We start from the raw sequence: 14,150 nt of genomic DNA on the forward strand, positions 1-14,150 counted from the left end.
GACAACGAACGGTCCGGGTCACCGCCCGAACCGTTTCATGCGTCCATTCAGCCTTTGAAGATGGAATTTCCGCCATCACACAACATCGCTGAGCCGGTAACGAAGGAACTGGCGTCCGATAACAGGAACTGAGCCGCCCCGGCGATCTCTTCAGGCTCTGCCATCCGCTTGAGGGCATGGAGACCGGCAATGTACTCGTGGAAAGCCGGGTCGTTGCCAGCCATGTCCGTCATTGTGCCGCCAGGAAGCAGCGCATTGACGCGGATGTTTTCCGGTCCGTGTTCTGCGGCCAGAACCTGCGTCAGGCCGACAAGTCCCGCCTTCGCTGCTGCATAGGCGGCCATGCCCGGGAAACCGATGCCATGGCCGACGAAAGACGAGGTGAACACAATCGAACCGCCTCCCCGCTCTCGCATGGCCGGGATCTGATATTTGGCAGCCAGAAAGGCGCTGTTGAGATTGGTTGCAACGACATGGTTCCAGGTATCAAGGCTCATGTCCGGCACTGGCCCCATTTCTCCAAGTGTGCCTGCATTGTTGAATGCAGCATCGAGACCGCCAAAAGCATCGAGCGTCGCTTTCACAGAAGCTTCGGAAAATGTGGTATCGCAGACATCGCCAACGAACAGTGCGATCCGGTTTGAGGCATGAGGCAATGACGACCGCACCTCTTCAAGACGGTCTCCCCGCCGTGCAGCCAGCATCAGGTTCGCACCTGCGTCGGCAAGAAGACGCGCGGCAGCCGCTCCGATGCCACTGCTGGCGCCGGTTATCAGAATTGTCTTTCCATCAAGCATGAGAAGGCTCCTCATTTGGTGAGGAGGCCTAATTGAACCAGAAAACCGTTCGCTCAAACCCGATTTGCGATCAGGAGCGCGTCAGCCACCGTGGTCCTTGTCCCTGTCGGCGATGTTGTCGAGATCCGTATCGCATTCGTCGCCATCGTCATCGAGACCCAGGGAAGCATCGGCGAGAATGAGTTTTCTGTGCGCCCGCCAGGAGAACGGGATGGTCAGCAGATAAAGCACCGCGCCTCCGGCAAGCATGCGGAAGGGATAGGAGACAGTCATGGCCACGATCAGCACGGCGACCAGGAACAGCGGCAGCACAAAGTCGCGGCGTACCCTCGTTCCGAGCGTCTTGCCGGAATAGGTCGGCAAACGGCTGATCAGCAGGAAAGCAACGCAGATGGTGTAGACCGCAACGAAAGCATCATCTGCAAACCAGTGGGGAAACAGGCCAAGGAAGTCCAGATAAAGCGGCAGGAGCACTGTCAGCGCCCCGGCAGGTGCCGGAACCCCGGTAAAAAAGCGCGACGCCCAGGCCGGCTTGTTCGGGTCATCCAGCGCCACATTGAAACGTGCCAGGCGAAGGGCCGCTGAAATTGCGAAGATCAGTGCCGCGATCCACCCCATGTTGCCGGCATCCTTGAGGATCCACAGGTAGAGCATCAAGGCCGGCGTTACGCCGAAATTGACGAAATCGGACAGGGAATCGAGTTCTGCTCCAAAACGCGACGTGCCCTTCATCATTCGGGCTACACGGCCGTCCAGCCCGTCCAGCACGGCAGCCACCAGAATGGCACCCACCGCAAATTCCCAGCGCTCCTCGAAGGCCATGCGGACCGCTGTGAGACCGGAGCACAGAGCCAGCAAGGTCACCATGTTCGGGATGATCAGACGCAGCGGCACACGCCGGAAACGCGGTGTCCTGCGGGCTTCGGATTGGCCATGCTCGGGCGTTTCGTTCACGATAGCCTCAGCTTACTCGGGTCAGGGACTGCGCCGGGCTTTGCGGCGCGGACAAATCGGCCAGCACGGTCTCCCCGGCAATCATCGTCTGGCCCAAGGCGACCTTTGGCTGGGTGTCAGCCGGAAAATAGACATCGAGACGTGATCCGAAGCGGATCAGACCAAACCGCTCGCCCGCAGAGAGATCTTCACCTTCGCGCACGAAACAGACGATGCGGCGGGCCACCAGACCGGCAATCTGAACGACGCCGATGCGGCCATGTCCCGTGTCGATAACCAGGCCATTTCGCTCGTTGTCTTCGCTGGCCTTGTCCAGTTCGGCGTTCAGGAACTTGCCGGCGCGATAAGCCACCCGTTCGATCCGTCCACCCACGGGCGCACGGTTCACATGGCAGTTGAACACATTCATGAAAACAGAGACCCGCATCAGCGGTTCGGAGCCCAGTTCCAGCTCCGCAGGCGGACGTGCGAGGCCGACAAGGCTTACGACACCGTCGGCCGGGGAAATCACCAGTCCTTCTCCCACCGGTGTCACCCGCTTGGGATCGCGGAAGAAATAGCAGACCCACCCAGTGAGCAAAAGCCCGATCCAGAACAGGGGATCGATGAACCAGCCGATAACGAGTGTCGCCACCAGAGCAATCGCAATGAAGGGCCAGCCTTCACGATGGATCGGCACCATGGCCTTGGAGACGGAATCGACTATCGACATACTGTTATCTTCACTTTCGGTTGCTGCCTGCCGGCAGGCGCGGTCGCGGCGAAGAGCCAAACGCACCCTTTGCGCGTTAGCTTCTGCCCCGCTTCTAGTGGCTTTTCAAGGCAAAGAGAACCGGCTTTTCTTGAAAACCACACGGTTTACGACCCGTTTTTAGTGGCTGAAGCCGTTCGGTAGTCACTCTCCCAATAGGGTGGCCGTCCGTATTTGGAAATCAGAAAATCTACAAAAGCCGTCACCTTGGGCGGGACAAACTGACTTGGCGGATAGACAGCCCAGATCGCCCCTGTGCGGGCGATCGTATAATCCTGCAGCACGGCGACCAGCCGCCCGTCGCGCAGATCCTCCCAGACATGCGCCAGCGATTTCAGACTGAGTCCAAGGCCGTGAAGCGCGGCATCGTAGGTCAGATCCCCGCTGTCCCCCTTCATGATGGGCCTGTGGACCTCAAAGGCAATCTCTCCGTCCGGTCCGTTGAAATACCAGTACGGCATGGATGCCATGGCGATACAATCGTGATTGGCAAGATCTTCCGGTGTGCGCGGCACGCCTTTGCGGGCCAGATAGTCCGGAGAGGCGCACAAGGCCCGGGGATTACCGCCAAGCTTGCGGGCGAGCAGCGAGGAATCGGTAAGCGGCGCGCCCCGCACGGCCATGTCGTAGCCTTCCTCGATGACATCCACGATCCGGTCGGAAAAATCCATTTCCAGACGAATGTCCGGATAAAGGTCATGGAATTCCACCAGATAGGGCAGAATGTGTTTGCGACCGAAAAAGGTGTTGCAGGAGAAGCGGAGCGTACCGCGTGGAGCTTCCGTTGACGCTTCCAGTATGGAGCGGGCCTGCTCGATTTCGCCAACCGCAGTACGCGCGTGCTGCAACAACACACGCCCGGCTTCGGTCAGTGTCGTGCGCCGGGTGGTGCGGGCAAAAAGCTGGGATCCGAAAGCCTTTTCGAGACCGGTCAAGCGTGTGCTGGCCGCCGATGCAGACAGGCCGATTTCCCGCCCGGCCGCAGCCATGCTGCCAAGTTCCGCGATACGGACAAAAAATTGCAGGTCTTCCAGCCTCATTATCCCACCCTTTCGAAGAATTACTTTTATGTAAGCCTCATTCTTCGAAAGTTGGCAATATGAGACAAAGGCTCACACCCTTAGCGATGGAGAGCGCCATGACACATACAGGAGATATTTTCGAAGCCCGTGCCCGCGCGGCTCGCCACGCCGAACTGCGTCACCTGGCAGGTGCAATCTCAAGCCTGTTTTTCAAAAGGGCAGCGACTGCCCCTGCTCTTCAAATGCCTTCAACAGACCAGGCAGCTTGTGACAATGACCTGAGACAGGCAACAGTTCGAGTGGCCTGAGCGGACACCGCCATTTCCTGGCTTGTCATTCAGCACAAAACGAAACACAGACCAGAGGGCTCGCTGAGCCCTGACATCTCGTAAACAGATCGACATCATTGCGGGCGCGTATGCTTTCTCAAACTCGGCCTGCGCTTTGCCTGGCCGCGATGACGACGCATCGGTATTACCACCACCTTATTTTGCCGGAACGTAGTCTGCCCTCTGGCCACGAGTGACGATGCCAAGTTCGTCGTTTTCACGCGCCGCCCGGAGCCGTTCTTCGGCTTCGTCGGCCTCGCGCTGGCGGGCCCACATGGACGCATAAAGACCGTTTTTGGCCAGCAGTTCCTGATGGGTGCCGCGCTCGGCAATCTCGCCGGCTTCCAGAACGATGATCTGATCTGCGTTCACCACGGTCGACAGGCGGTGAGCAATAACCAGCGTCGTCCGATCCTGCGAAACCTCGTCCAGGGCCGACTGAATTTCACGTTCCGTGTGGGTGTCGAGCGCCGAGGTTGCCTCGTCAAGAATAAGGATCGGTGGCGATTTCAGGATCGTCCGGGCGATGGCGACACGCTGCTTTTCGCCACCCGACAACTTCAGTCCGCGTTCGCCGACCTCTGCGTCATAGCCCTGCGGCAGCCGCTCGATGAAGTCGTGGATCTGCGCCATGCGCGCGGCCTCCCGAACTTCCTCTTCGCTGGCATCCGGGCGGCCATAGCGAATGTTGTAGGCAATCGTGTCGTTAAAGAGCACGGTGTCCTGGGGAACCATCCCGATGGCGTGTCGCACGCTTTCCTGGGTCACGTCGCGCACATCCTGACCATCTATCTCCACGGCGCCATCGGTGACGTCGTAAAACCGGAACAGAAGACGGGAAATCGTCGATTTGCCTGCCCCGGAAGGCCCAACAATGGCGACCGTTTTGCCGGCTGGAACCTCAAGATCGATCCCCTTGAGGATTGGTCGGTCGGCATCGTAGTGAAAGTGTACGTTCTTGAAGGCAATCTTGCCTTCAACAGCCTTCAGCGGGCTGGCATCCGGCTTGTCTTCGATTTCGGCCGGTACCATCAACAAGTCGAACATCGATTCAATGTCCGCAAGGCCCTGACGGATTTCCCGGTAGAGAAAGCCGATGAAATTGAGCGGAATGGAAATCTGCATCAGCAGGGCGTTGATCAGGACAAAGTCGCCAATTTTCTGCTCGCCCGCCAACACGGCCTGTGCAGACAGCCCCATGCAGGCCGCCATACCAATCCCGAGAATGACCGCCTGGCCGAAATTGAGCCAGGAAAGGGACGTCCAGGTTTTCGTGGCGGCACTTTCGTATCTTGCCATGGACACGTCGAAGCGCTCGGCTTCCATGTTCTCATTGCCAAAATACTTGACCGTTTCAAAGTTGAGCAGACTGTCGATGGCCTTGGAATTGGCATCCGTATCGCTGTCATTCATTTCCCGGCGAATGCTGATGCGCCAGTTCGAGGTTTTGATGGTGAACCAGACATAGGCAACAATCATCACCGCGACGATGACAACATAGAAAAAGCCGAACTGGTACCAGATCACCGCCGCCATGATGGCAAATTCCAGAACCGTCGGAATGCCGTTCAAGATGGTGAAGCGGACAATCGACTCAATGCCCTTGACGCCGCGTTCGATAACCCGGCTGAGCCCGCCTGTCCGCCGAGCAAGGTGAAAGCGCAGGGAAAGCTGGTGCAAGTGGCGAAACGTCAGAATCGCCAGCTGGCGCACGGCATGCTGTCCGACCCGGGCAAACAGGGCATCGCGCAACTGGTTGAAAGCCACCGCCATGACGCGGGCCGCGTTATAGGCAAGCACCAGCATGACCGGAGCCACAAGAAAAGCAGGCAGGTTTGAGTCTTCCCCCGTCAACGCATCCGTTGCCCAGGCGAAGAAATATGGCGACAGGACCGTCACGATCTTGGCAATGATCAATGCGAAGATGGCGAACAGGACACGCTGCTTGAGATCCGGCCGGTTTGACGGCCAGATGTAGGGCCAAAGATTGGCCAGCGTCGCGAAGATACTGCCATCGTCTGCATTGACGGGCTTGCGGATGTGCGGTTGAGCGGATTGGCTGCCGGAAGCCGCAGCCGTAGGCTTTTGCGGCGTGGTCGCTGACTGATCGTTCACATAAAATCTCCAGGCCACAGAAGGTGGCCGTTCGGGTTAGTCTGTCGTGGAAACCGAATGTGAGCCGGCTGGCTGCTCTGTCTCTTCAGGCTGCGCCGCATTCAGGCGCTCCCAGAAATGACTCGTCCGGCATTCGGCCTGCCTGAGCATTTGCCAATTGAGCGCGTAGTGGCAGTTTCTGCCCCGCGTGTCACACAACAGAAGCCCTGCGTCCTTCAGGACCTGCAGGTGCTGGGACACAGTCGACTGGGCCAATGGCAGATGACTGACGATCTCACCGCAGCAAGCGCCCTTTTGACTTGCAAGCTGCTGGATGATTGCCAGCCGGGCCGGATGTCCAAGCGCGCGGAAAATAGCCGCAAGTTTCTCGCAGCTTGCAAGATCTTCCGTTTCGTCCTTGCTGTTTCCACCCGCCGGCAGATCCGTCCCGCTCATGGGGCGGTTTCCTCATTACAATTATTTGTTTCATCGTTGATATGCGATGAAAGGCAAGAAAGACAAGGGGCCGCGGCAAAAAGGCCGAGGCTCGTTCCACCCCCGACCCTTGTTGCTCATGTTTCGCGAAGGCGTCCTGTCGAGCCCTGTCTGAAGAGCACCGATGCCGGTCCTTCCCAGGTTTTCAATTGGAAGATTAGAAATAATCCAAGGACTTAGGCGATTTTCCCGGCGTTCGGTCAGGCCAGGCAAATGTCGTCCCGTCGCGTGATGCGATGTCTTCAGCAGGAACCGCCGGCTCTCAACCGTTGTTTCCTTTCGGCTTCGGCCAGTTCAGATCGCCCTCAGGTGTCAGGAACACCTGTCCCGGATAGATCAGGTCCGGATTGCGGATCTGCTCCTGGTTGGCCTTGTAGATCGTGGTGTAGCGGAAGCCCTCGCCATAAAGACGACGGGAGATGCGCCAAAGATTGTCGCCCTTGCGGATGATCACCACCGGCAGGGATTTCTTGACTTCCGCCCCCTGGCCTTCAGCCCCCGCTCCCTCGCCGCTTGCGATGACCTTTGTCAGCACAATCTGCTTGTCTTCTTCCTTCTCGAAGGTAACGGCTGCACGAGCGTCGACCGAATTGCCATCCTCGCCAATCAGATCGGCGCGAATCTCGACATTGCCTTCGTCAACATTCTTGCCGCCCTGGACGAGCCATTTGCCGCTCGAGCCGACCTTGGCCTCACCCTGAAAATCGTCGTCGACATATACGCGGACGGATGAGCCTGGTTCTCCGGTTCCGGCGATGAAGACCTTGTCCTTTTCGGATTCCACAGCTTCGACGGTCACGGTCGGGGCGTCAGCAGCCGCCTCGGGAACGGCAGCCGCTTCATCCTTGCTGGCAGAGGCAACGACGGTGCTGCTCCCCTGCTGCCCGCCAGCATCAGCCGTGTCAGACGCTGCCTGCTGGCGGGCGTCGGTAGATGGAGCTGCACCCGCCGCTGGCGCTGACGCAACTTCTGTCGCTCCAGCTGGCGTATCTGTGGCTGGTTGGCCTTGGGCTTCAGCCGAGGAAGCGGAAGCAGTGATGCCGTTTGTTTTCGTTTCGGCAGACGCAACTGCGGTCTGGTCCTGGACGTCCGCGGCTTTTTCGTTCAGTGCCGTGGACAGCGCCTTGGAAGCTGATTGCTGGTTTTTAGCCACACTCGCGGCTGTTTCTGCCGGTGTTTTGCCGGCAGCAGATTCAGTCTCTAAGGCTTGTCCTTCTGCCTGCGCGGCGGTGCCTTCTTCTGTAGATGTTGCAGTCGTTGCCGAGGCAACCTGTTGTTCGGTCGCAGGTTTCTGCAGGATGTCGGACGGACCATCTGGCGTGTTCAGCACCACGAGGGGCTGTTCCTTGCCGCCTTTGGGCAGCGAAACGGCAAGCCGTTCTTCGGAGGTGGCAATCGCCTTTCCGGTGTCGTCATGCACTTCCAGGCCAACGTCATAGTCGCCCGGCTTCAACGGCTCATCCAGAATGATGGTCCATTCGCCCACTTCGTTGGCGATGCTCTTGCCGACTACCTTGCCGTTTGCGGTCAGGGCAACAATGGCACCTGCAACAGAGCGGCCGGCCACGACCGTTTCCCCGGTCGGCTCCACCCCGACAACGTCAAAATGCGGACCGGCTTTTGCAGCGTCCACAGCCGGCTCGTCTTTCGCGGTGTCCGCCTGAGCGGTTTTCTCTACCGTGTCATCTGCGTTTGTTTGCGACCCATCGGATTGCTGCGCAGTCGATTTGTCGCCGGAAACGGTCGGCGTTGCGGCGATGTCGGCGCCGTTTTGAAATGGCAGATGCCCTGTGTCGCGGTAAATATACCCTGTTACCAGGGCAGCCAGGCCTACGGGCACGGCTACGATCAAAGTCCAGATGAGTGTCTTGTTGTTCATTTTGCGTCCCGCCGGGAAAGCTGCCAGCTGATGCGGCGCTCTCCAAATCCGTTCCCCTGTTTACACCCTTCCGGGTGCTGCCTGTCTCAGCAGATCCCCTGGCTTTGCCAGCCCTGTTTTGCTTTGTTACCGGCCATCTTCAGATCCCGTTTCATGCATAACCGTCTTTTCCGGGCGCGGCAAGAAAACCTGGTTCAGAACCAGGGCCGCTCAAACAGAATGCTTGACCTTTTGCCGGTCTGAATGCCACATCTTTGCGTCATGAATACGGTTTCTCAAAATCAGCTTACAAGCGTCTGTGTTTATTGCGGGTCCAGCTTTGGGTCCGACCCGGCACACGAAGCCTCCGCCACGCGTCTGGGACAGCTCATCGCCGAGGCTGGTCTTCGACTTGTCTACGGCGGCGGATCTGTCGGCCTCATGGGAACGGTGGCGAACGCCGCGCTCGAAGCCGGCGGCAAGGTGACGGGGATCATTCCGCGTTTCCTTGAAAAACGCGAGGTGATGCTCGACACGCTGGAAGACCTGATCGTCACGCGGGACATGCATGAACGCAAGCATCTGATGTTCGAGAAAGCCGACGCCTTCATCGCCTTGCCCGGCGGCGTCGGGACGCTGGAAGAAGCTGTCGAAATGATGACCTGGGCTCAGTTGGGCCAGCACCGCAAGCCGGTGGCACTGGCCAACATCAACGGTTTCTGGTCTCCCCTGCTGGAACTTCTGGATCACATGCGGGCGCAGGGATACATCCGTCCGGACACGGAAGTTCCCTATCTTGTTGCCCGGTCCGTAGACGATATCCTGCCCATGTTGCGCCGGGCCATCAACGGCGAACCCCTGCCTGCAGAAGACGCCTGCGCGACGGTAACCGATCTGTAAAACCCTACAATGTATAATGTATTGTAATACTTTCGCGCGACTGTGATTGTCGGAACCACTTCGAGTTACAGCTCTCGAAGTAGAATGGAACCTTGTGTAAGACGCTGGCAGAACAGGCTACTCGATGCAAACTACCCTTGTTGTTGAGGACGCAGCATTTTTCGAGAAGGCAATCGTCAAGAAACTGCATGAAGTTGGCCGCAATCAAATCATGGTAGCGAGAAGCTACGAAGAAGCCGAAAACTGCCTCAATCTGCCGATTGGCGAACCCGACCTCGCTCTTGTCGACCTGACCCTGCCGGACGCGCCGGATGGCGAAATCGTCGACCTGTGCGAAAAGTGGAACATTCCCACCATCGTTTTCACCAGCCGGTTCGACCCGAAAACCCGAAGCAAGTTTATGGAAAAGGGCGTCATCGACTATGTTCTGAAAGATTCTCCCGGCAGCTTGAACTATGTCACGGACCTGATCAGAAAGCTGGCTCAGAACCCGAAGATCGGCATTCTGATTCTGGACGATTCAGCAGTCGAGCGGGAGCTGATTTCGAACATCGTCGGCAAGCATCTTTACAAGATCTATCAGGCGGCCTCCGCCGACGAAGCTCTTCAAACCCTGAAGGAACACAAGGACATCAAGCTGGTTCTGGCGGATTATTTCATGCCGGACAAAGACGGCTTTACCTTTCTGAAGGCAGCTCGCCGGGTACATGCCCCGGAACAAGTCGGCGTTATCGGCATGTCGTCCTATGCCAATCCGGACAACCGGGTGAGGTTCCTGAAATACGGCGCGGCGGATTTCGTCGACAAGAACTGCCCGCCGGAAGAACTTCTGCTGCGGGTATCGCAAAACCTCGATTACATCTACCGGATCGAAGAACTCAACAACATGGCGATGCGGGATGCTCTCACAGGGCTCCACAACCGCCGCTATCTGCTGGAGAAAACAACCAGGGCGATTGAGTCCTGGCCGGCTTCCGAAGGGCGCGCGCACTGGCTGGCCCTGCTGGACCTCGACTCCTTCAAGGCCATCAACGATTCACTCGGGCATGATTTCGGCGATGCGGTTCTGGTCAGCTTTGCCCGACATCTGATGAAGCTCGCCGGCGACGGCGACATTGTCTCGCGGCTCGGCGGCGACGAGTTCTGCATCGTTTTCCGGGACAAGAAAGAGACTGAGGTCATCGAAGGGCTGCAAAACCTTCTGGACGCTATTCAGACGTCACCCGTCCGGCAGGACGGCGACGAACACTTGATGAAGACCAGCATCGGAGCAGCGCAGCTGGAAGGCGGAAAGTTCGGCGATGCGCTGAAAACCGCCGACCACAGACTGTATGCCGCCAAACGCAGTGGCCGCGGACGCTTGGTCTACACTGACTAGAGACAAGTCTTGCTTCAACTGAGGGATAGGCCACACACCCTGCCCCCGCAAACGCTGGTTCAGTGCCGGTAGCGGCGCCAGCTGTCGTAGGAAAACACGGCAAGAGCAGCCCAGATCATTCCGAAGGTCATCAGCGTCGTCGAGTCCAGCGGCTCACCCCAGAGATAGACGGCCATCAGAAAGTGCATGGACGGAGCCATATATTGCATCAGCCCGAGCATGAAGAGCGGCAGGCGTCTGGCGGCGGCTGAAAAACAGATCAGGGGCAAGGCCGTGACGATCCCCGTGCCCACGAGGGCAAGCAGAACCGGAGGATCATTCAACACCAGCGCATCCTCGCCCCAGCTCAGGCTCAACAGCATGTAACCGGCTGCGAGCGGAAACAAAACGATGGTTTCCACAAACAGCCCTGTCGTTGCCTTAACGGGGGTGACCTTGCGCACGTAGCCATAGCCGGCAAAGGAAAACGCCAGCACAAGCGACACCCAGGGCAAGCCACCGGCCAGGATCGCCTGCAACACCACGGCAACGGCAGCAACCCCAACGGCAATGCCCTGCCAGGTTGTCAGTTTTTCCCTCAGCACGAACAGGCCAACCAGAATACTGACCAGCGGATTGATGAAGTATCCGAGCGAAATATCCAGCACATGATTTTGAGCGATGGCCCAGACGAAGGTCAGCCAGTTGACGGCAATCAAGGTGGCCGACACCGTCAGCCCCATCAGCACCCTCGGCTGGCGGAAAACATCGTACACTTCATGCCAGCGGCCGCGCGCATAGAGAAACAGGCCGACAAACAGCACCGACCAGAGAATGCGATGCGACACCACCAGGTCTGCCGGAACGGTCTCCGTCAGTTTGTAGTAGGCCGGAAGAAAGCCCCACATGCCATAAGCCGCCAGGCCGAACAGGAGGCCGTGACGGAGTTCGGTGCTCGCTTCGGTGCTTGTCACCGTCTGCGACATGGCATTGCCTTTCTGGTGCCTGAACAACCCGTGGCCGGGGTCAGGTCACGTTGGATTTCATCAGCGCGAATGTGATGGAGTCGACCAGGGCCTGGAACGAGGCGTCGACGATGTTGGAGGATACCCCGATCGTGAACCAGCGCCGGTGCGTGACGGTATCCTGACTTTCGATCAGAACGCGTGTAACCGCGCCCGTGCCACCATTGAGGATGCGCACCTTATAGTCAATCAGTTCCAGACCATCGATAGCCGACTGATATTTCCCCAGATCCTTTCGCAGCGCCATGTCGAGGGCGTTGACGGGGCCGTTGCCCTCGGAGACCGACATCCGGGTCTCGCCATCCACATCCACCTTGACCACGGCTTCTGAAACGGTGACCAGATCACCGATTGCATTGAACCGGCGCTCCACCATCACACGGAAGGATTCGACCACGAAGTAACGCGGCACCTCGCCCAGCTCCCGGCGGGCGAGCAGCTCAAAAGAGGCGTCGGCAGCTTCATAGGCATAGCCTTCGGCTTCGCGCTCCTTGACCTTTGCCAGCAGTAGGTCGAGACACGGGTCGGCCTTGTCGACGTCGATGCCGACCCGGGCCAGTTCGCCCAGAAGATTGCTCTTGCCAGCCTGGTCCGACACCAGCACCCGGCGGTGGTTGCCAACGCTTTCCGGCGTGACATGTTCATAGGTCTGCGGATCTTTCAGGATCGCCGAGGCATGAATGCCCGCCTTTGTGGCAAAGGCGGTCTCGCCCACATAGGGCGCCTGCCGGTCCGGAGACCGGTTGAGGATTTCGTCGAACGCGTTGGAGATCGCAGTGATCTCCTTCAGCTGCTCATCGCTGACGCCGATCTCGAACCTGTCGGAAAATGCCGGTTTCAATTTGAGCGTCGGAATCAGGGTAATCAGGTTGGCGTTGCCGCAGCGCTCACCAAGGCCATTCAAAGTCCCCTGGATCTGGCGCACGCCTGCGTCCACCGCTGCCAGCGAATTGGCGACAGCATGGCCGGTGTCGTCGTGGGTATGGATGCCAAGGTGCGTTCCGGGAACGACCTCCTGGACCTTGGTGACGATGTCGAAAATCTCGTCGGGCAATGTGCCGCCGTTGGTGTCGCACAGAACCACCCAGCGGGCTCCGGCCTGGTAGGCGGTGCGGGCGCAGTCGAGCGCATAGTCCGGATTGGCCTTGAAACCATCGAAGAAGTGTTCGCAATCGATCATCGCTTCCTTGCCGGCAGCTACCGCCGCGGTGACGGTCTCATGGATCGAATCCAGATTTTCCTCGTTGCTGCAGCCAAGCGCGACCCGCACATGATAGTCCCACGCCTTGGCCACAAAGCAGCAGGCATCTGAACTGGCGGACAGTATTTCCTGAAGCCCCGGATCATTGGCGGCCGACCGGCCAGCGCGTTTGGTCATGCCAAAGGCGGTGAAGGTGGCCCTGCGCGTTCTCTTTTCACTGAAGAACTCGCTATCGGTCGGGTTGGCGCCCGGATAGCCGCCTTCAACGTAGTCGACGCCAAGACGCTCCAGCAGTTCAGCGACAACAACCTTCTCGTTGACGGAGAAATCGACCCCGCTGGTCTGGGCACCGTCCCGCAGTGTCGTATCGAAAAGAAAAAGCCGTTCCTTGGTCATATCCGTTTCCTGAGCAGCGTTGAGCTGTCTTTTATTCGTTGTCGTTAGCCCCGGTGCGAACCGGAGGCCAGGTGTCCGTATCGTGGTCGGGGTGCTGGAAAGAGACCAGCGACGCCAGAAAAGGTGCTGCCTCCAAATCGTCTTCCGTCACCCGTTCGGGAATTTGCCCCATGCGGTCGGTGTAAGGCAGCTTCGCTTCTACCCCGAACTGAATGGTCGGCGGGATCTGCGAGGGATCATCAAAACTTCCGATAGCCAGTGCGATGCCGTCCGGCGCCTCGTAGGTCAGCGGAGTGCCACACTCGGCGCAAAAGCCCCGGTACGCGTGATTGGAGCTTTGGAAATGCTTCAGTGACCCGCGTGTCCAAACAAACCTGGAGGTCTCCGGCACGCTGACCAGCGGCGCGTAAAAGCTGCCGAGGGCTTTCTGGCACATGCGGCAATGACAAATGGAAGCCTCGCCCAGAGGCCCTTCGACCTTGAACCGCAGGGCCCCGCACTGACAGCCGCCGCTCAGTTTGTGAACACCACCAGCCATCAGAGGTGCTCCTTGTCACAAGCGTTCAGGATCTTGCGGCAGACACTGTCAAGGTCCTGCATGACCTCCGCATTCCAGAAGCGCAGGGTCGTCCAGCCAAGAGCCTGAAGTTTGCGAACACGGGCGGCATCGCATGCCAGACCCCGCGTTTCCCCGTGCTGGGAACCATCGAGTTCAACGATCAATCGATTGGCAGGCGCCGCAAAGTCGACAATAACCCCTTCGATCGGCATCTGCCTGCGAAAGGAAATCCCCTCCAGCCGCTGCGCCCGGATCACCTGCCAGAGCCTCTTTTCGGCGTCCGTCATTTGCGAGCGCAGGCGTTTGGCGTTTGATCCAAGTTGCTTGGAAGCAGACTGGTGCGGCATGTAGCGCGCCCCTTGCCGAGATCGATACCCGGCATATGTCGCGAAGGTCACATCCCCCCCTCTGT

General features: G+C 58.6%; 13 protein-coding genes. 2 read left to right on the forward strand and 11 right to left on the reverse strand.

Going from position 1 to position 14,150, the window contains the following annotated elements; all coding sequences use genetic code 11:
- Positions 1-47: 47 nt before the first annotated feature.
- The 7 genes from FMN63_RS12110 to FMN63_RS12140 form a co-directional block, all read right to left on the reverse strand.
- Positions 48-797 (reverse strand): SDR family oxidoreductase, encoded by a 750-nt coding sequence (locus FMN63_RS12110; RefSeq protein ID WP_148584234.1) that lies wholly within the window; start codon positions 795-797, stop codon positions 48-50.
- Positions 798-878: 81 nt separating this feature from the next.
- On the reverse strand, positions 879-1,691 hold the full coding sequence (locus tag FMN63_RS12115; RefSeq protein WP_148585547.1) for a CDP-alcohol phosphatidyltransferase family protein: 813 nt from the start codon (positions 1,689-1,691) through the stop codon (positions 879-881).
- Between the two features lie 67 nt (positions 1,692-1,758).
- The gene (locus FMN63_RS12120; protein ID WP_286192683.1) at positions 1,759-2,523 is read right to left on the reverse strand and encodes a phosphatidylserine decarboxylase; all 765 of its coding nucleotides are present in this window, start codon (positions 2,521-2,523) and stop codon (positions 1,759-1,761) included.
- 86 nt (positions 2,524-2,609) lie between these two features.
- On the reverse strand, positions 2,610-3,542 hold the full coding sequence (locus FMN63_RS12125; protein ID WP_148584236.1) for a LysR family transcriptional regulator: 933 nt from the start codon (positions 3,540-3,542) through the stop codon (positions 2,610-2,612).
- 467 nt (positions 3,543-4,009) lie between these two features.
- Positions 4,010-5,893, reverse strand: a complete 1,884-nt coding sequence (locus FMN63_RS12130) for an ABCB family ABC transporter ATP-binding protein/permease (protein ID WP_148585548.1) — start codon at positions 5,891-5,893, stop codon at positions 4,010-4,012.
- A gap of 111 nt (positions 5,894-6,004) precedes the next feature.
- Entirely contained in the window at positions 6,005-6,403 is a 399-nt protein-coding gene (locus tag FMN63_RS12135) for an ArsR/SmtB family transcription factor (RefSeq protein WP_148584237.1), read from the reverse strand.
- 301 nt (positions 6,404-6,704) lie between these two features.
- Positions 6,705-8,321 (reverse strand): LysM peptidoglycan-binding domain-containing protein, encoded by a 1,617-nt coding sequence (locus FMN63_RS12140; protein WP_148584238.1) that lies wholly within the window; start codon positions 8,319-8,321, stop codon positions 6,705-6,707.
- Between the two features lie 243 nt (positions 8,322-8,564).
- Between FMN63_RS12140 and FMN63_RS12145 the strand changes: the two genes are divergently transcribed.
- The gene (locus FMN63_RS12145; RefSeq protein WP_498925578.1) at positions 8,565-9,200 is read left to right on the forward strand and encodes a TIGR00730 family Rossman fold protein; all 636 of its coding nucleotides are present in this window, start codon (positions 8,565-8,567) and stop codon (positions 9,198-9,200) included.
- 124 nt (positions 9,201-9,324) lie between these two features.
- Complete coding sequence (locus FMN63_RS12150; protein ID WP_148584239.1) at positions 9,325-10,578, forward strand: GGDEF domain-containing response regulator; 1,254 nt, start codon at positions 9,325-9,327, stop codon at positions 10,576-10,578.
- Between the two features lie 59 nt (positions 10,579-10,637).
- Here the strand turns inward: FMN63_RS12150 and rarD are convergent, their stop codons facing one another.
- The 4 genes from rarD to FMN63_RS12170 are packed head-to-tail and all read right to left on the reverse strand — an operon-like array spanning position 10,638 to position 14,136.
- Complete coding sequence (gene rarD / locus FMN63_RS12155) at positions 10,638-11,543, reverse strand: EamA family transporter RarD (protein WP_148584240.1); 906 nt, start codon at positions 11,541-11,543, stop codon at positions 10,638-10,640.
- 40 nt (positions 11,544-11,583) lie between these two features.
- Positions 11,584-13,179 (reverse strand): citramalate synthase, encoded by a 1,596-nt coding sequence (gene cimA, locus FMN63_RS12160; protein ID WP_148584241.1) that lies wholly within the window; start codon positions 13,177-13,179, stop codon positions 11,584-11,586.
- 31 nt (positions 13,180-13,210) lie between these two features.
- Positions 13,211-13,717, reverse strand: coding sequence for a GFA family protein (locus FMN63_RS12165; RefSeq protein ID WP_148584242.1), 507 nt, complete (start codon positions 13,715-13,717; stop codon positions 13,211-13,213).
- Entirely contained in the window at positions 13,717-14,136 is a 420-nt protein-coding gene (locus tag FMN63_RS12170) for an endonuclease domain-containing protein (protein WP_502706270.1), read from the reverse strand. Before FMN63_RS12170 ends, FMN63_RS12165 begins: the two co-directional genes overlap by 1 nt.
- Positions 14,137-14,150: the final 14 nt, after the last annotated feature.

Source organism: Stappia sp. BW2, from assembly GCF_008107695.1.
Lineage (GTDB): Bacteria > Pseudomonadota > Alphaproteobacteria > Rhizobiales > Stappiaceae > Roseibium.

Coding starts and splice junctions, on each gene's coding strand:
- FMN63_RS12110 (WP_148584234.1), bottom strand. CDS start 797: ATGCTTGATGGAAAGACAATTCTGATAACCGGCGCCAGCAGTGGCATC.
- FMN63_RS12125 (WP_148584236.1), bottom strand. CDS start 3,542: ATGAGGCTGGAAGACCTGCAATTTTTTGTCCGTATCGCGGAACTTGGC.
- FMN63_RS12135 (WP_148584237.1), bottom strand. CDS start 6,403: ATGAGCGGGACGGATCTGCCGGCGGGTGGAAACAGCAAGGACGAAACG.
- FMN63_RS12140 (WP_148584238.1), bottom strand. CDS start 8,321: ATGAACAACAAGACACTCATCTGGACTTTGATCGTAGCCGTGCCCGTA.
- FMN63_RS12145 (WP_498925578.1), top strand. CDS start 8,565: ATGCCACATCTTTGCGTCATGAATACGGTTTCTCAAAATCAGCTTACA.
- FMN63_RS12150 (WP_148584239.1), top strand. CDS start 9,325: ATGCAAACTACCCTTGTTGTTGAGGACGCAGCATTTTTCGAGAAGGCA.
- rarD (WP_148584240.1), bottom strand. CDS start 11,543: ATGTCGCAGACGGTGACAAGCACCGAAGCGAGCACCGAACTCCGTCAC.
- cimA (WP_148584241.1), bottom strand. CDS start 13,179: ATGACCAAGGAACGGCTTTTTCTTTTCGATACGACACTGCGGGACGGT.
- FMN63_RS12165 (WP_148584242.1), bottom strand. CDS start 13,717: ATGGCTGGTGGTGTTCACAAACTGAGCGGCGGCTGTCAGTGCGGGGCC.